The organism is Paenibacillus sp. D2_2, assembly GCF_031199965.1.
Taxonomy (GTDB): Bacteria; Bacillota; Bacilli; order Paenibacillales; family Paenibacillaceae; genus Fontibacillus.
On record NZ_CP133605.1, the window covers coordinates 5,402,666 to 5,421,161 of the forward strand.

15 protein-coding genes and 1 riboswitch are annotated in these 18,496 nt (G+C 46.4%); of the genes, 5 read left to right on the forward strand and 10 right to left on the reverse strand.

All coding sequences use genetic code 11. From position 1 onward, the window contains the following. Window positions 1-58 precede the first annotated feature (58 nt). The 9 genes from RE628_RS27660 to RE628_RS27700 form a co-directional block, all read right to left on the reverse strand. A complete protein-coding gene (locus RE628_RS27660) occupies window positions 59-3,097 on the reverse strand; it encodes an S-layer homology domain-containing protein (RefSeq protein WP_309156549.1) in 3,039 nt (1,012 codons plus the stop codon). A 2-nt stretch (window positions 3,098-3,099) separates the two neighbouring features. Beyond that, a complete protein-coding gene (locus RE628_RS27665) occupies window positions 3,100-4,881 on the reverse strand; it encodes a MucBP domain-containing protein (RefSeq protein WP_309156550.1) in 1,782 nt (593 codons plus the stop codon). Continuing rightward, window positions 4,878-5,078 (reverse strand): hypothetical protein, encoded by a 201-nt coding sequence (locus RE628_RS27670; protein WP_309156551.1) that lies wholly within the window; start codon window positions 5,076-5,078, stop codon window positions 4,878-4,880. Before RE628_RS27670 ends, RE628_RS27665 begins: the two co-directional genes overlap by 4 nt. Before the next feature lie 186 nt (window positions 5,079-5,264). After that, window positions 5,265-5,367, reverse strand: a riboswitch (cyclic di-GMP riboswitch). Window positions 5,368-5,509: 142 nt separating this feature from the next. Continuing rightward, entirely contained in the window at window positions 5,510-6,250 is a 741-nt protein-coding gene (locus RE628_RS27675; protein WP_309156552.1) for a Bax inhibitor-1/YccA family protein, read from the reverse strand. A gap of 130 nt (window positions 6,251-6,380) precedes the next feature. Further along, window positions 6,381-7,493: an FAD:protein FMN transferase gene (locus RE628_RS27680; RefSeq protein WP_309156553.1), complete on the reverse strand. Its 1,113-nt coding sequence runs from the start codon at window positions 7,491-7,493 to the stop codon at window positions 6,381-6,383. A 116-nt stretch (window positions 7,494-7,609) separates the two neighbouring features. After that, a complete protein-coding gene (locus RE628_RS27685) occupies window positions 7,610-8,758 on the reverse strand; it encodes a hypothetical protein (RefSeq protein WP_309156554.1) in 1,149 nt (382 codons plus the stop codon). Between the two features lie 196 nt (window positions 8,759-8,954). Beyond that, a complete protein-coding gene (locus RE628_RS27690; protein WP_309156555.1) occupies window positions 8,955-9,215 on the reverse strand; it encodes a hypothetical protein in 261 nt (86 codons plus the stop codon). A 121-nt stretch (window positions 9,216-9,336) separates the two neighbouring features. Further along, window positions 9,337-9,753: a hypothetical protein gene (locus RE628_RS27695; protein ID WP_309156556.1), complete on the reverse strand. Its 417-nt coding sequence runs from the start codon at window positions 9,751-9,753 to the stop codon at window positions 9,337-9,339. A gap of 11 nt (window positions 9,754-9,764) precedes the next feature. After that, on the reverse strand, window positions 9,765-10,934 hold the full coding sequence (locus tag RE628_RS27700) for a M20/M25/M40 family metallo-hydrolase (RefSeq protein WP_309156557.1): 1,170 nt from the start codon (window positions 10,932-10,934) through the stop codon (window positions 9,765-9,767). Window positions 10,935-11,249: 315 nt separating this feature from the next. On the opposite strand from RE628_RS27700, the gene thrC reads away from it, so the two are divergent. Continuing rightward, window positions 11,250-12,638: a threonine synthase gene (thrC, locus tag RE628_RS27705; protein ID WP_309156558.1), complete on the forward strand. Its 1,389-nt coding sequence runs from the start codon at window positions 11,250-11,252 to the stop codon at window positions 12,636-12,638. 91 nt (window positions 12,639-12,729) lie between these two features. Here thrC and RE628_RS27710 read toward each other — a convergent pair whose 3' ends face one another. Further along, entirely contained in the window at window positions 12,730-13,752 is a 1,023-nt protein-coding gene (locus tag RE628_RS27710; protein WP_309156559.1) for an SDR family oxidoreductase, read from the reverse strand. A gap of 214 nt (window positions 13,753-13,966) precedes the next feature. Between RE628_RS27710 and RE628_RS27715 the strand changes: the two genes are divergently transcribed. From RE628_RS27715 to RE628_RS27730, 4 genes are all read left to right on the forward strand, one after another. Continuing rightward, window positions 13,967-14,656 carry a response regulator transcription factor gene (locus RE628_RS27715; RefSeq protein ID WP_309156560.1) on the forward strand — a complete coding sequence of 230 codons (690 nt, stop codon included), beginning with the start codon at window positions 13,967-13,969 and terminating at the stop codon, window positions 14,654-14,656. Further along, a complete protein-coding gene (locus tag RE628_RS27720; RefSeq protein WP_309156561.1) occupies window positions 14,657-15,661 on the forward strand; it encodes a sensor histidine kinase in 1,005 nt (334 codons plus the stop codon). A gap of 99 nt (window positions 15,662-15,760) precedes the next feature. Continuing rightward, window positions 15,761-16,531 (forward strand): ABC transporter ATP-binding protein, encoded by a 771-nt coding sequence (locus tag RE628_RS27725; RefSeq protein ID WP_309156562.1) that lies wholly within the window; start codon window positions 15,761-15,763, stop codon window positions 16,529-16,531. Continuing rightward, the gene (locus tag RE628_RS27730; RefSeq protein WP_309159595.1) at window positions 16,521-18,470 is read left to right on the forward strand and encodes an FtsX-like permease family protein; all 1,950 of its coding nucleotides are present in this window, start codon (window positions 16,521-16,523) and stop codon (window positions 18,468-18,470) included. Before RE628_RS27725 ends, RE628_RS27730 begins: the two co-directional genes overlap by 11 nt. Window positions 18,471-18,496: the final 26 nt, after the last annotated feature.

The following is an 18,496-nucleotide window of genomic DNA, read 5'->3' on the forward strand; positions in this document are numbered from 1 at the left end:
TTCCGGCTATATCACATCCCGGACAGGAGCCTCTTCTTCATTTTAAATCACTTATTCCTTAAGGTTCGACTCTATGCGGCTTGAGTTGTTCCCAAGTCTCATAACCGTCAGCATTGCGTGAGTAATCATGGTTATTGGTCGCTTCGATGACATCCTCATAATACCAGCTTGTTGCTGGATTATCCGGCCACTTCTTGGCATCCTCAAGGATTCCAGATTCCTTCACTTTGCGATTCAATACACTATTGATGAAGGACATAGCCTCCGCTCTAGTAATATATTGGTTCGGCTTGAAGGTTCCGTCTGTATAGCCCTTGATCCATCCTTTGTTACCTGCCGAAAGAATGTACTTCTCAGCCCAATGTCCACTAATGTCTGTAAACAATCCGCTCTTCCGATCATCAAGCTTATCGAATCTGGCAGCAATTGCGGCAAATTCAGCCCGAGTGATCGGTTGACCTGGTTTGAATGTTCCATCCGGATAACCGGTAATAATACCTGCATTGACCATCGTCGAAATATGCTTATTGGACCAACGCGTGTTCTTCACATCACTAAATGAATTGGATGTGGAGTAATAGTTAGCCCGACTTTCATCATCCATCAGACGATAGAAAATCGCTGCCACTTCTTCACGACTGATATTGTTCTGCGGCTTCACATTGCCATCTGGATAGCCTTGGATATAATCGAAGTGGTTCTCGGTATCCAATTTAGGCGGTACTGGCGGCAATGGTGTTACCGGTGGCGGAGGAGGTAATGGTGTTGTATAAGAGCCTCCTGGGCTAGGACCGCTCGGGTCCGGATTGCCTGAAGAATTCTTCGTGTAATAGAAGATGTACTCTAGCGATTCGCCCTCTTTAATCTCATACGATACGCTTGACTTCGTCGGAGTATATCCTGACACGCTTACTGCTTTTAATGTCAGTATATCTCCTAACTTGCCTTTCTCTGTACTTGGAGTGGCAAGCTGACGATTGGTGCCCTGCTCAAGGTATTTGATGGTTACTGTGTACTCGGCTGGTTCTGGATCTACTTGTTTGTTGTAGTAGAATTCATAATATTGCTCCAGAGCATCAGTAAACGTATAAGAATGACTCGATTCCTCTGGTACGTACACTGCATCCGTTACAGTTGGAACCTTTGCATGTAAGTCAATCTCCTTACCCTCAAATCCATATTTCCTATCCGGGTCTGCTACAGGCTCCCCAGTCTCTCGATCAAGATAGTAGATCGTGAGCATCAGACTCTCTTCAGGTTCTGTAGGTTCATCTTTGGTGTAGTAGAAGACAACCTCATTATATTCCTTATCTTCTACCAAGTAACTATAAGTGGTAGGATCCTCAGGCGTATAACCCGTAAACTGCTTCGCCTCAAGATCAATCCGATCTCCGACGATAGCATTCTCAATCACTTCCCGACCAAGTTCTTCCGTCGATTCACGATCCACATATTTTACAGTCACCGATGTAAATTTCTTTTCAGGTTCAGTAGGCTCATCTTTGGTGTAGTAGAAGACAACCTCATTATATTCCTTATCTTCTACCAAATAATCAACTGAGGTAGGAGCTACCTTTGTATAACCCTGAATTGTCTTCGCCTCGAGATTGATAAGCTTGCCGACGACAGCATTATCAATTACCTCTCGATCAATTTCTTCATTCGATTTGCTATCTACATACCTTACAGTTACCGTCGTAAATTTCTCTTCAGGTTCAGTAGGCTCATCTTTGGTGTAGTAGAAGATATACTCATTTCCTTCGGCCTTCAACACATAAGTGTCTTCCGACTTCTCTGGTGTATATCCCTCTACTTCTGCGGCTGTTACCTTCACCGTTTCTCCGGTCTTCCCTGGAACTGAAGTTGACGGGGATAACTCCTTATTCGTTCCCTTCTCCAGGTATTTCACCGTTACCGCCTGCTTATTCGCAGTGTAGTAGAAGATGTACTCGTTACCCTTGGCCTTCACTGTATACGTGTCTTCCAACTTCTCTGGTGTATATCCCGCTACTTTTGCGGCTGTTACCTTCACCGTTTCTCCGGTCTTCCCTGGAACTGAAGTTGACGGGGATAACTCCTTATTCGTTCCCTTCTCCAGGTATTTCACCGTTACCGCCTGCTTATTCGCAGTGTAGTAGAAGATGTACTCGTTACCCTTGGCCTTCACTGTATACGTGTCTTCCAACTTCTCTGGTGTATATCCCGCTACTTTTGCGGCTGTTACCTTCACCTTTTCTCCGGTCTTCCCTGAAACTGAAGTGGACGGGGATAACTCCTTATTCGTTCCCTTCTCCAGGTACTTCACCGTCACCACTTGCTTATTCGCAGTATAGTAGAAGATATATTCGTTATTTCCGGCCTTCATTGTATAACTGTCTTCCGATTTCTCTGGTGTATATCCCGCTACTTTTACGGCTGTTAACTTCACCGTTTCACCGGTCTTCCCTGGAACTGAAGTGGACGGGGATAACTCCTTATTCGTTCCCTTCTCCAGGTACTTCACCGTCACCACTTGCTTATTCGCAGTATAGTAGAAGATATACTCGTTATTTCCGGCCTTCATTGTATAACTGTCTTCCGATTTCTCTGGTGTATATCCCGCTACTTTTGCGGCTGTTACCTTCACCTTTTCTCCGATCTTCCCTGAAACTGAAGTGGACGGGGATAACTCCTTATTCGTTCCCTTCTCCAGGTACTTCACCGTCACCGCTTGCTTATTCGCAGTGTAGTAGAAAATGTACTCGTTTCCTTCGGCCTTCATCGTATACGTGTCTTCCGACTTCTCTGGTGTATATCCCGCTACTTCTGCGGCTGTTACCTTCACCGTTTCTCCGGTCTTCCCTGGAACTGAAGTGGACGGGGATAACTCTTTCTTCGTTCCCTTCTCCAGGTACTTCACCGTTACCGCTTGCTCTTTCGCGGTGTAGTAGAAGATATACTCATTTCCTTCGGCCTTCAACACATAAGTGTCTTCCGACTTCTCCGGTGTATATCCCGCTACTTCTGCGGCTGTTACCTTCACCGTTTCTCCGGTCTTCCCTGGAACTGAAGTTGACGGGGATAACTCCTTATCCGTTCCCTCCTCCAGGTACTTCACCGTTACCGCTTGCTCTTCGCCGTGTAGTAGAAGATATACTCATTTCCTTCGGCCTTCAACACATAAGTGTCTTCCGACTTCTCCGGTGTATATCCCGCTACTTCTGCGGCTGTTACCTTCACCGTTTCTCCGGTCTTCCCTGGAACTGAAGTTGACGGGGATAACTCCTTATCCGTTCCCTCCTCCAGGTACTTCACCGTTACCGCTTGCTCTTTCGCCGTGTAGTAGAAGATATACTCATTTCCTTCGGCCTTCAACACATAAGTGTCTTCCGACTTCTCCGGTGTATATCCCGCTACTTCTGCGGCTGTTACCTTCACCGTTTCTCCGGTCTTCCCTGGAACTGAAGTGGACGGGGATAACTCCTTATCCGTTCCCTCCTCCAGGTACTTCACCGTTACCGTTTGCTCTTTCGCGGTGTAGTAGAAGATATACTCATTTCCTTCGGCCTTCAACACATAAATGTCTTCCGACTTCTCTGGTGTATATCCCGCTACTTCTGCGGCTGTTACCTTCACCGGTTCTCCGGTTTTCCCTGAAACTGAAGTTGACGGAGATAACTCTTTCTTCGTTCCCTTCTCCAGGTACTTCACCGTCACCTTTTGCTCGTTGGCGGTGTAGTAGAAGATATCCTCGTTACCCTTGTCCTTCACTTTGTACTCATGAGTTGCCTCTTTCGCTGTATAACCCGGAATGCTCTTCGCTACCAGCGTCAAAGTCTTACCCGGTACTCCCGGTACCTCTGTAGGTTCCGAAAGTTGTTTGTTCGTACCTTCTTCCAGATACTTCACTTTCACCGCAGTGATACTGACCTGAGGTATAGGGAAATTCTTAGAAGTTTTCTGATCATTCACATTCATGTAATCGATCGTTGTCGTCTTGTTCGTTGGGTACAATGTATCTATGACAGGATCTTTGGAAGGATCAATCACTACAATGTAGGTCAGGGTAGCAGATTTCCCCTCAGTGAGTGGTCCAACGGTCCACTTAAATGTTTCAGACGTTGCATCCCAAGATACTTCACCTTGAGAAACTTCATAATCCTTGCCATTGATGCCTTTCGGCTTCAGGTTAAACTTATCGCCCATAGGGTCTGTCACAACCGCACTCCTGACAGTGGACTTGATATCGCTAGATATCTCGCCAAACACCTTCAGTAGATCGTCACTATTCGCAGAATAGTAGCCTTGTTCCTGGGCGCTGTTACGCAATACGTATTCAGCATTGTTATTGCTACCGACTTCTAATCCAATAGTATAAATGCCAATACCTTTGTCGCGTAGAAGCTTGGCATGTGAAATTGTCGGAAGCCCATTATCCGTGACATTATACGAACCGATTTTATACCCGTTATACGAATTTAAAATTATAAAACCCTCTTTAGGTAAAACAAAATCCGATCCATTTCCCTTTAGAGTAGTATTAGAATCAGTAATCGCAAAGTTATATTTGTTTCCTGGCCAGGAATAGTCCTTTGCCTTCGTTCCCTGATAACTATACGTTGGCTCGCCGTCACTTAACAGCACAATATATTTCTTTCTCTGAGCATTACTATTCTTCGAAAAGAGATCATCGGCCATTTTAAGTCCGGCTTGAATATTTGTACCGCCAGATGCACTGATTCCATCAATTGCATCTATGAATTGTTTCTTCTTAGAAACATCCGTGAAACCAATTTCTTCTTTAGCCGTCTTTTCAAATGAAACAGCCGCCAGACGTACGTCCGATCCAGCCGTTAGTAGATTATTTGCGAAGCTCTTGGCCGCTTCTTTCGCACTTTTCAAGCGAGTGCCTTTCCCTTCCCCATACTGCCCGATTTGTCGATAACGAGCACAATATCCGTAGGGGTCTGGGTCTTCAACTGCTTTCCTTCGACTGTCAGTGTAACCTGCCACTCTCCATAATTACCTGTAGACGTCGCTCTTTTGTCCAATTGTGCAAAGTCCTGATCGCTTGTATCATTGCCAGCACCCAATGCCATCAGCCGGCATACCCAATAAGAGCGATATCATGCACAACCAAGTAACAATAAGTTTAATTCCTCTTCTCATAGCTCCTCCTCAATTGGGTATCCCCACTCCCTTGCTTGCATATTCCGATAATAATCCCCCTTTCACAAGCGGAAAGAAAACAAAAAAAATCCGCCTGCACCAACGATATACGTCGTGAATGCAGCCGGACTGTCATTAGCCTGATCAGAATACTGATCAGAACCCGAAGACTCCAGAGCTTTGCGACCTAACCTTTCGGTTAGTGTGCCGAAATGTGGAATATAAAAGAGGTCCCTGTTCTCTAGATGAAGAACAACGGCCTCTGTGTTGAAATTAATATATTCCACAATGACAACTGGAGTCAATATCTAAAAATGTCGAAAAATGACTAGTTTTGTCGAATTTAAATCGCTTTTTTTGTCTAATCTCTGCTCCAAATTTTGGCGATTAAACGAAGTAATTCAAGATACAACCAGACAAGCGTAACCATCAGACCGAAAGCCCCATACCATTCCATATACTTAGGAGCCCCGTTCTGTGCACCGTTCTCGATAAAATCAAAATCGAGAACGAGATTCAGCGCAGCGATAATTACAATCACCACAGAAATCCCGATACCGAGAGGCGTACTGTCATGCAAATAAGGGATTTGTACACCAAACATCCGCAGAACAATGCTTAGCAGATAGAGCAGTGCTACACCGCCGGTTGCCGCAAATACACCGAGTTTGAAATTCTCTGTCGCCTTAATAATTCTCGTCTTGTAAGCAAGCAACAGGGCAAGGAAGACTCCCATAGTCAGCAAGGCTGCCTGCAAAGTGATACCATGGTACAGATTCTCGTAGATCGCTGAGATCGCACCGAGGAAGAAACCCTCACAAAGGGCATAAATCGGTACTAAATAAGGAGAAGCAGATGGCTTGAACGCGAGAATTAACGCAATGACTAGCCCGATAACAGCTCCGCCAATGGCGAAAGGGACCACATTCTTCTCTTCGAAGAACATCATCCATGTACCGAAGGCACTAGCCAGCAAAATAATGAGCGTAATAAACGCCTTATTCACTGTACCTCCGATTGTCATCCGATCCAAATCGCTAAACTGACCGGCTCTTTCAAAAGTCTTGTCATTTAGAGTGGGATTACCGCTACGACCTATCAAGAATTAATCACCTCATCAATGAATTTGCTTATATATTACCATAATACTCGAGCCAGTCCCATAAAATCCCTACAATTTTGAAAATAGCAATACATCCTCAGATCATCTGCCTAGCTTCCACTTATTCTATCTATGACGCTCTTGCTCCGGTTGCTCCATGACTCTTCATCATCTTCTGCATCCCGTTCGTTGCTCTCACCGTACCATCAGGCATCACCCATAGCGCCTCGACTCCATCCAGCTTCTTCACAAGTGCAGCGCTCTGCTCATAAGGCAGTAAAAAGACAACCGTCGACAAAAAATCCGCCAAACCCGAATCCTCGGTAATAACCGTCACCGCTCGATAATAATCACCCGGCATTAAGGTCTTCGGATCGATCAAATGATGGTACTTCACGCCGTCTACCGTGTAATAACGCTGATAATCACCACTGCTGACGACAGATGCATCGCGGATAAATACCGTATCCAGTAGATTATCCTCTTCTATCGCAATGAATTTATTCGGATTCTGGATACCAACGCCCCAACGCTGCCGCACACCATCCAGCGGTTTCCCTACAGAACGGATATTCCCGCCGGCGCTGATCATGAAGGAGTTCATTCCTTGCGCCTTCATTTCCTTGGCCACCAGTTCAGTCGCGAAGCCCTTGGCTACAGCGCCGACATCCAGAGACATTTTTGCATCTTCCAAATATACCGTGCTATTGGCCTCATCGATAATAACCTTGCTGAAATCAATATGCTCCGCAGCCTTCTTCAGTCCTTCCATCGGCGGTAGCTTAGCCTGATCTGGATTGGCAATACCCGCTTCACGATAGTCATGCCATAGCTCCAGAACCGATCCCATAGCTATATTGGTCTCACCAACCTTGTCATACCATTCCTTAGAGAACTGGATTAAATCGATGATCTCCTTGCTGACCTTAACAGGCTCAATTCCGGCTTGATCATTGATCGTCTTCACATTGTTCAAACCTTCATAGTTATTGTAAATATCATATAACTGGTGCAGCTCCAGAAATCGTTCATGGATTTGCTCGAAGTACTGTTGGAATTGTTCCTCACTCTCCGTATACGCTACAACCTGAGTCATCGTATCGAAAGCGTCAAAGAAACTATCGCTGTATTTAGAATATACCACGTCCAACTGATCAGCCTTGGCCGCCGTACAGCCTGTCAATAACACAACCGCAAGTATAATCCCTACCCACCATCTGCTCTCTTTCACTACTCTGTACATAAATTCACCTCTCTACTGCTTCGCCTAATACCTTCTTCTCGTGTAATACGGTGTTTAAGCAAAACTCCCCCATAAACATGGGGGAGTCCGTATCGTTCGATAATTAAAGAACCATATTATTTAGCGTTATCGTAGGATTCAGCCAAACCTGCGATATAGTCTTGAACACTGATTGTAACCGAAGAGGTCAGATCCGCTTCATCTGGAACAGCCGGGTGAGCTTCGTCCTTTTGCTTCGTCTTCATCCCTTTGATCTCATCCACGGACTTGCCAACCATCCAATCGCCAAGTGCTCCCGCTTGCTCATACCAGTCCTTGCCGATCGAGGAAGCCTTCTTCATGCCGTATTCATCGCCAAGCTCAACCTTCGTCTTGATCTCAGCATTCTTATCGGATGTCACTTTACCGTTCTTGTCAAAGTTCACTTTCGTCTGTGCGTTATCGATAATCGTACCTGCAACTTTACCGTCTTTATCAAAGGCTGTAGCTACCATTACCGTGTTAACCTCAGCTGATGGAAGTACTTCCTGACCATCCTTGGTGGACAGCCCTTTTGACTTAGCAATGGAAATGTTATGTCCAAGGCCAAATTTCTCAGCACCGGCCTTCACCTCAATCGCATGATCGTATGCCTCAGTTACGCCTGCAATGAAATCAGATACATTAATCGTTACCGTAGAAGCCAAATCGGCTTCATCCGGAACAGCCGGGTGATGATCATCTTTTGCTTTTGTTTTCATAGCCTTGATTTCATCAATGCTCTTACCAACCATCCAATCGCCAAGCGCTTTCGCTTGCTCATACCACTCTTTACCGATGGATGATGCTTTTTTCATTCCATAACCTTCGCCAAGCTCTACCTTGGTCTTATTGTCGGCATTCAGATCAGAAGTCACTTGCAAATCTTTATCGTATTCAATTTTTGATTGTGCATTATCGATATCAATCTTTACTACTTTACCATCTTTATCAAATGCGGCTGCAACAATCGTTGTGTCCACTTGTGCTGTAGCCAGCGTATCGCCTTCCATGTCCTTCGAGCTACCAATAGATGTAATATGGCCAAGGCCGATTTTGGCAATTTGCCCTGAAGCTGCAGTATCTGCGTTATTCGCCGCTCCATTATTCGTGGAAGCATTGTTGGTTGGTTCTTTAGCAGGTTGGTTAGAATTAGCTGAATTTGAGTTCTTAGAACCGCAGCCAGCCAGCATGGAGATAGCAACCATAGATACTAACAACGCATACATCATTTTCCTCATTTTCATGAAAGCCCCCTAAGATATACTTTTTTAAATTAAGTTAAATATTTCACTATATGAGTGAATTCTATCACAAACTTTTTTGGTATACAATACCTCTATTTCCTTTTTGAAAAGTGAAAGCTCTGTGAACTACAAAAAACCTGCAGAGCTCATAGGGCCCTACAGGTTGAACAGAAAACGATTAGCGTTCTGACAGTCTCTATTGCTGATTCAGCTTAGCAAGTCTACTTTTCTCATCGGCCAGCATCTCTTCAGCCAATTCAACCCCCTGGGGCCCTAATGAACGGTTCACCTGCCGAACAGAATGTTCGGCGTGCTCGAGGCTGTTTTGAGCCTGCTCTACGGTCTGTTCATTCGGGTGGCTCAGTGCCTGAGATACGGCATAGTGCAGCTTGTTAACAGAATTTTGCGCGCGAGCTACAGTGCTGTCTGCTTGCAGACTGGAATCGTAACGTTTCATGAATGAGATACTCTCCCTTCTGAAATGCTTCTGTTCCCCATTAGCATGATGTATCTCGGTACTTCTTATACCTTGGAACTCCGCATGAACCGTATAACGTATAGAATTCTACCCTTTGTACCTAGCCGAACATATCTCGCTTCCGATTCAGACAAGGTCTGCAGAACAAGGGGAAAATTAAAGAAAATGCCAGAGTTGCAATCACCATAAGTGCACCCGCCATCCCCAATGTCATCAGATAGTAGACAAGATAGCAGATCGGCGCCAGCAGCACGAAGCCGGGTACAGCGAATAGAGTAGACAGCCAGCCCCTCGCTTCTTCCTCCATGAACAAGAATAAATTCAGGCCAATAAGGCTGAAGATAAGCGACCAGGTAAACACATAGCTGCCGCCGGGCAGAGAGACACTCGTTCCGATACACAGCAAGAGCCAAAGCGTCAATACACCAAACCATATATTTTCTGACCGGATATATCGAGATCCTAATCTAACAATTAATATAGCCAGCAGTAACGTAACCAACAGCGACCCTGCCAAATAATATACACTCACCTGAGGATCCTCAAGAATCTGTCGGTATCGTTCTTCAGATATCCTGGAGCGGAGTATCCCCATAGCAAGGTGTTAGCAACATAAATAGCGACCAAGGCAAGCAGACTCACGAACAGTCCACCAAACAACCCCTTCCAGCGGAATCTTCTTGCATATATTCCGTGCCACACAGTCACAATAAACAGCAATACGGCAAGGATAGTGAACCATGGTATCCAAGACTGCGGATAACTGATCATGCTCCAGCCAATAGCGTTGAAATAGACCCGATCCTGCTGGTTGATCTGGCCCAGATCTAGATTGCCGAAGTGACGGGCTAGACTCAACATATAATCGCCTTGGTGCTGTAAGCTGGACGGATCAAGATTAGCCGGTGTGTCCAGTTCAGTATGATAGGCATTCAAGCCAATCCCAAAAGCAAAGTTGAGGCCAGGTATCCCTGCGTTTTTAAACATCGTTAAATCCGTATCATTGGGCATCAATTTATATAGGTTGTAAATGAGCGAATAGGCTACCGGATGCGGAGCGGCCTTAATAAACTCTTGAATAATCCAACCGTTCTGATTGCTAGTCTCAAACATAAATGAAGGTCCCTTGTTGCCGCGTGCTTCATAATTTAACACCAAGCCCACTTCACGAGTCCATGGCTGTTCGTTCACTAACGTTTTGGCTCCGAGTAACCCCTGTTCCTCACCGTCAGTCATCAACAGAATCAGATCGTTCTTCAGCGGGCCCGATGCCTGCAGCGCCCTTACCGTCTCCAGCATAGCAGCAATGCCTGAAGCATCATCAGCCGCTCCCGGTCCTGATGCAACGGAGTCATAATGGGCCGCCAACATAAGCGGCTTGCTCGGTTCCGTCCCGGGAATGCGGACGACAATATTGTCGAGCCTACCCGAATATCGTTTGGACATTCCTGGCATAACTTCAGTTTGCTGAATCTCCGGATGCAATCCGAGATGTTCAAGCTCGGCAATAATATAATCGCGTACCTCATCATGAGCCGAAGAACCCGACGGATGCGGTTCTCTAGCGATTATCTTTACCTTCTCCATCGCCCGTGCGGATGAGAAATCTTCTGGCGGTGCATCCATACCGACTGGCTGCGGAGAGCGAATCTGCAGCAAACCAGCCAATATGGCTGCAATAAGAATGATCGTTATCAATATTCCCCGTAACCATTTGCCATATCTTGGCAGGTACGGTGGCTTGCTCGAATCGGAGTTACATAGTAATCGGACTTCACGGCGTCCCCCTATAATCATCGTAAATTTATTATATTCGTTTATTAATTCTATATAAGGGTTAATTTACCTTTAAGAAAGTTACAGCATCTCCCCAAATACGATATAAACCGACGAAATCGGGGCCGTCGGTTTTTCGGAATACTATATATCCATTTCCCTTCTGAACTTTTCCCTTAACAAAAGGTAATTTTCTGATACAATAATGAAAAACTATCAAGCGGGGGAAACCATTCTATGTACTATAAAAGCACGAGAGGCCAAGTCGCTGGAATCGGCTTCATCGATGCCATCCTGATGGGTCTGGCTGACGACGGCGGCTTGCTTGTACCTGAACACATTCCGCAAGTGTCTGCCGAGACGCTAAAGAGCTGGCAGTCTCTTAGTTATGCGGAACTTGCTACCGAAGTATTCTCGCTCTTCGTGAATGACGAAATACCACGCTCTGATCTAGAGAAGCTTGTCCAAGACAGCTACGGGACGTTCCGTCACCCTGATGTAACGCCAGTCCGTAAGATCCGTGACGACCTTCATATTATGGAGCTGTTCCATGGCCCAACCTTTGCCTTCAAGGACGTTGCTCTGCAGTTTTTAGGCAATCTGTACTCTTATATATCCCGTAAGACCGGCTCGGTCATTCATATACTCGGCGCAACTTCAGGGGATACGGGAGCCTCAGCTATTGAGGGTGTTCGCGGCAAAGAAGGGATCCGCATCTGTATTCTGCACCCGCATCAGAAGGTAAGTAAGGTACAAGAGCTTCAAATGACTACGGTTGATAACGAGAATGTACTCAATCTGGCCGTAAAAGGAACCTTCGACGATTGCCAGCGGATCATCAAGGAACTGTTCGCAGACGTTGACTTCAAACACCACTACCATCTGCGCGCGATCAATTCCATCAACATCGCTCGTATACTCGCGCAGACCGTTTATTATTTCTATGCCTATCTGCAGCTCGCACAGCAAGGCATTACGGGCAAGCTGAATTTCAGTGTACCGACAGGTAATTTCGGCGACATCTTCGCCGGCTATTTGGCTCAGCGCATGGGCTTGCCAATTCATAAACTCATCCTCGCTACGAATGAGAATAATATTCTGGAGCGTTTTGTGAACGAGGGAGTCTACCAACCAGGTGATTTCCGCGGTACTTATAGCCCATCCATGGATATCCAGGTCGCCAGCAACTTCGAACGTTACCTGTTCTATCTGTACGGTGAGAACGCAGCAGAGGTAGCTTCATTGATGGACCTGCTCAAAGCAGAGGGTAAAATTGTTATCCCCGAGGACAAAAAAGCTGCAGTTAATGCTGAGTTCGCTGCACACGCTGTACAAAACGACGAATGTCTCGTAGTCATTGGCAAATATTACGATGACTACGACTATCTGCTCGATCCGCATACAGCATGCGGAGTAGCAGCTTCTGACGAGCTTACATCGACAGGTGAAGTGACAGTTACACTGTCCACCGCCCATCCTGCCAAGTTCAACGAAGCTATTGCTCTATGCGAGATTAAGCAGACGTATCCTGAACAAATCGGGGCACTTTTCTCCAAGTCACAGCATCAAACCATCGTCGATGGGACCAATGAAGCGGTTCGAGATAAGCTCGTTCAATTCTTCTAATCACCAAGTGGAACAATAAAAAAATGGCCATCCCCTCGGGATTGGCCATTTTTCTTTTTTAAGCTCTATGTAGGCTTATATTTGTTCAACCTTAACGAGCTTCATTAAGCATCTTAACAGCAGACTCCAGAGCTTGAATGACTTTATCGCACCATACGTCGAACTCCGGATCCTCAACTTGATATTCCGAATGTGCCAGAATATGCTCTACGGTCCGCTTGATCCCCTGATCCAACCGCGTAGTTGCCACAAATTCCGGAACGAGCCGCTTCAGCTTAGAGTTATCGAAGACCACGGAATTGGCCTTATCCCCTAACAGACCCCCACGGAAATCCTCATCACTGCAGGCATCAAGGAATTCCGACGATACATGCACCGCATTCAGCTTGACCCCAAGCGCATCAGCGATGATCTCATAGATCTGATTCCAGGTTACTGTCTCATCTGAAGTAATATGAACGGCTTCCCCAATCGCATGAATATTACCCATCAATCCGATGAAGCCTTTAGCAAAATCGCTGTTATGCGTCATGGTCCACAAAGAGGTACCGTCCCCATGAATAATGACCGGTTTATTCTCCAGCATCCGCTTCGCCACTTGCCAGCTTCCCTTGCTTCCATGGACACCAAGCGGGATCGAACGCTCATCATACGTATGGCTCGGCCTTACAAGTGTAATCGGGAAGCCATGGTCCCGGTACTGCTTCATTAGATATTCCTCGCAAGCTATCTTATTCCGGGAATACTCCCAGTATGGATTGGATAGCGGAGTTCCTTCCGTAATTCTATAATCCGATAACGGAGTCTGATAAGCAGAAGCCGAGCTGATGAACATATACTGCTTGGTTTTATCTTTAAACAGACGATAATCCCGCTCAACGTGCTCAGGATGAAAGGCGATAAACTCAGCCACTACGTCAAATTGCATATCTTGAATCAGTTCCGCAACCTTGACCTCATCGTTAATATCGGCCTGGATGATCTTTGCTCCAGTTGGCATAGAATTGTTACGGGTTCCCCTGTTCAACAGATAGAGCTCACAATCCTTGTCCAATAACTGTCTAGTAATCTCCGAACTGATTGTACCTGTTCCTCCGATAAATAGCGCCTTCATATTCCACCTCCGTAATAGTAAAAGTCCTCTATTCCTGCCCATGCATGGCATTACAGCTATAACGATAGCACCAGTCCCCTAGGTTGACAATCCACAAATACGAAAACAGTCTGCACAACTAAATTGTCTAGCTGCTCGTTCCTACTCTAGTCCATGATTCTGCTATAATAATCGACAAATACATATCATATTATAACGCTTGGTGGTGGCCTTCTTGTTCAAGATCATGTTGATAGAAGATGATGCGAGTCTCTTCAATGAAATAAAAAGTAGACTATCACAATGGGCCTATGAGATTCATGGCGCCAGTGATTTCAGCAATATCATGCAGGACTTCACAGCTGTGAAGCCTGATCTAGTCATTATCGATATCCAATTGCCCAAATTCGACGGCTTTCATTGGTGCCGGATGATCCGTGCGCATTCGAATGTGCCGATTATCTTCCTGTCCTCACGCGACCATCCAACCGATATGGTGATGTCTATGCAGCTCGGCGCCGACGACTTCGTGCAGAAGCCGTTTCATTTCAATGTCCTGATCGCAAAGATCCAAGCGACGCTACGACGCGCATACGACTATAACACAGATGCGGTCTCCCTAAAAACCTGGTGCGGGGCAACTGTAGATTACGAGAAGAATACCGTAATCAATGAGCGAGGATGCATCGAGTTAACCAAGAACGAGATCTTCATTCTCAAGCAAATGTTGGAACAGAAGAACAAGATTATAACCCGGGAAGAGTTGATCCGAAATCTATGGAATGATGAGCGCTTCATCAGTGACAACACCCTTACCGTGAATGTAAATCGCCTGCGCAAGAAGCTGGAGACGATCGATTTAGGCAGAATGATCGAGACCAAAGTCGGACAAGGATATATCGCGATTGAAGAAGGGGCCCTGTAAATGATCAGAAAATTCCTATTAGAGCGCCTCAGCTGGATTATCTTGTTTCTCTGCCTGCAGATCCTAACCTTATCCATGGCTTTTTTGGATCCGGATATCCCTGTTGGCCCCCTACTCTATGTCACCTTCATATCAGCAATCATCTTCGTCGTTTTCCTGGCCATCCGCTACTCTAGTGAGACCCGCTTCTACAGGAGATTGGAGGAGTGGGATCCTCATCTCGATTTGACTGAATTATCGCCAGGTAGCAGCCCGTTCGAGCAGATTGTACAAACCCATCTCTATGACCAGACGGAGCGGCTTAGGGAGGAGGCCACCTTGAATCGCAGCATGTTGGAGGCCGAGAAGGATGAACTGCTAGCCTGGATTCATGATGTGAAAACACCTCTGACCGCGATGCAGCTCATGATTGAGCGTCTGGATGATCAGACCGCCCGGGAGCAACTTACTTATGAGTGGCTGCGTATCCACCTCCTGCTTGATCGCCAGCTGCATCAGAAGCGTATTCCTTTTATGGAAAATGACCTGTTCATTGAACAAGTGGAGCTAAAGTCTCTGCTGTCCCAAGAAATTCGCACACTTCGGCCATGGTGTATGCGCCGTGGAATCGGCTTCGAACTAGATCTTAAGATAAGCGAAGTACTATGCGATGCCAAATGGCTCGCCTTCATTGTCAGACAGCTCCTTACCAATTCCGTGAAATATAGTGAGGATTCAGATATCACCGTTACAAGCTACCTTCAATCGAAGCACCCGCTGCTCGAGATCAGGGATGATGGACGGGGCATCGATCCCAAGGATCTGCCACGCATATTCGATAAGGGCTTCACTTCAACCCTAGTGCACAATGATCCAAAAGCAACAGGCATGGGCCTCTATTTAGCTCGAAGAGCGGCTAAGCCGCTGCATATTCGGATTGAAGCCAATTCACAGCTGGGTGAAGGCACCAGTATGAAGCTGATCTTTCCGTCCAAGAATGAGTTCGTGCAGATTAGGGGCATGTGACAACAATGTCACATGCCTCTATCTTTTGTTCGGCGAATCGAAGGATCGGTACGGACACCTCACCTTATAATGGAGCTACCAAGTGAAGGAGTGTGGGTAATGAATATTCTCGAAGCTACTAAAATTCATAAAAGCTATGGCAATAAATTCAATAGACAAGAAGTGTTAAAGGGAATTGATATGGCGATTGGGCAAGGGGAATTTGTCAGTATTATGGGTGCCTCTGGCTCAGGCAAGACGACCTTGCTGAATGTGCTGTCCTCGATCGACAAGGTCAGTCAAGGTAGCGTCATCATCAATAGCCAGGAGATGACCACACTTCGAGAGAAGCAATTAGCGGAGTTTCGCAAGCAGCATCTCGGCTTTATTTTTCAGGATTACAATCTGCTGGATACTTTAACTGTAAAAGAGAACATCCTGCTACCGCTATCGATTACAGGGGTCTCAAAAAAAGCAGCCGACCAGAAGTTCCAGACTCTTGCGAATGAACTGGGGATCTACGAGATCAAGGACAAGTACCCTAATGAAATCTCCGGGGGGCAGAAGCAGCGGACGTCGGCTGCTCGGGCATTCATTCATGAACCGAGCGTTATCTTTGCAGATGAGCCGACAGGGGCACTCGATTCCAAATCGGCCTCCGATCTATTGAATAAGCTAAGTCAGTTGAATCACCAGCGCCAAGCCACCATTCTGATGGTCACTCATGATCCAGTCGCCGCAAGTTATTGCAGCAGAGTGATCTTCATCAAGGATGGGCTGATCTACACCCAGCTTCATCGCGGGAACGAGTCGAGACAAGCCTTCTTCAAGGATATCATGAAGACCCAAGGCGTTCTGGGAGGGGTACAGGATGAACAAGCTGAGTATTAATTACATCATTGCCCGCAACTTCCGGAAGAACATCAAGAACTATTATTTATACGTCTTTGCTCTCGTCTTCAGCGTGGCGCTCTATTTCGCCTTCGTCACAATACAGTTCGATCCGGCGCTCGAGGAGATCCAGAGTAGCATCAAGGGGGCCGCGGCCATTAAGGCAGGTTCGGTGCTGCTGATTTCCATCGTGACTATCTTCCTGCTCTATGCCAATCAATTGTTCATCAAGAGGCGCAGTAAGGAAATCGGGCTGTACCAATTGACCGGCTTGACCAAGCAGAAGATCTTCCGCATTCTATCGGCCGAAAACTCCATTCTCTATTGCGGTTCCCTGGCGATCGGTATCTTGATCGGGTTCTCCTTCTCCAGGCTCGTCGCGATGGTATTGTTCAAAATTACGAATGTTAAGATTTCTGCGACACTGCAGTTCTCTACGAATGCGTTCGTTCAGACGGTAATCGTATTTCTGGTCATCTTCTTACTCATACTGCTGATGAACTATTTATATATAAAGCGGCAGAGCATCCTGTCTCTGTTCAGAGTGCAATCCTCCACAGAGGAGAAGGTTAAGCGTGTTACGCTAAATGAGATGGTAGTCGGCCTGTTCGGCATCGCTCTGATTCTCACTGGATACTATATCTCGTCCAGATTATTCTCAGGGCACTTCACCAGTGTCAATCAGCTTATGCTCGCTATGATTATGATTTTGGGCTCGGTCATCCTCGGTACCTACTTGTTTTATCGAGGTTCGGTCCGCTTTGTTTTCTATCTGATTCGCAGGCAAAAGGGCGGATATCTGAACATTCGCGAGGTGTTGTCTCTCTCCTCAATCATGTTCCGTATGAAATCAAACGCAATTCTGCTTACCGTCATCACAACGGTGTCGGCTCTGGCAATCGGTCTGCTGTCCCTCTCCTACATCTCTTACTATTCCGCAGAGAAAACAGCGAAGAATGACTCTCCCGCCGATTTTTCCATCATTAACGTACAGGATTCGGAGCAGTTCAAGCAGAGTTTGTCCAGTAAGGGCATTGATTACAAAGAGACACGCATCAATGTCATCAATACAATCGTAGATCTGAGCCAGATTATGGACATCCCGATGGATAACATAATGATGAATATTCAGCATCTGGACATTGCTGTTGTTAGCGCCAAAGATGTGGGGAACGTCCAGCTTGCCGAAGATGAGATGATGCTGGCTGGATTCAACGATATGCTCAAATCAATGTTCTCCTTTAAAGGGTCCGGACCCGTCAAGTTCCATGGGTTGCATCAGACCATATCCAAGGAGTTGATTGGCCTGAAGAAGAACACAGTCGTCTCCTGGCAGTTCTCGCGAGGGAGGGGACCGGTTGCGATCGTCTCAGATTCCACCTTCTCACAATTGAAGCAGGACCTTGATCCGGAGCTCCAGATCAGGTATCCAACCTACATCGGCATTGATATTGTGGACCGTGATCAACTGGAATCGGCGAACGAGGTATTCCAAACCTTGCCGACTGGGGATGGTCCGTACCATAACGAATCCCAGCTTGATTCCGCCAATGGGCAGAAACAGACGATGGGACTGATGATGTTCATCGTTGGTTTCCTGGGCCTGACCTTCCTCGTTACCTCTGGCTGCATTCTTTACTTCAAGCAGATGGATGAAGGCGAAGAAGAGAAGCCGAGCTTCACAATTCTGCGTAAGCTCGGCTTCACCCAAGGGGATCTATTAAGCGGAGTACAGATCAAGCAGCTGTTCAACTTCGGCATTCCGCTCATCATCGGCCTGTCGCACAGCTACTTTGCCATCAAATCCGGCTGGTTCTTCTTCGGAACCGAGTTGTGGACGCCAATGTTCCTGGTTATGCTGCTGTACACTGCGCTCTACTCCATCTTCGGTATCCTATCGGTCCTCTATTATAAAAAAGTGATTCGAACAGCCCTGTAACCACAGGGCTTTTTCTATCCAGTGCT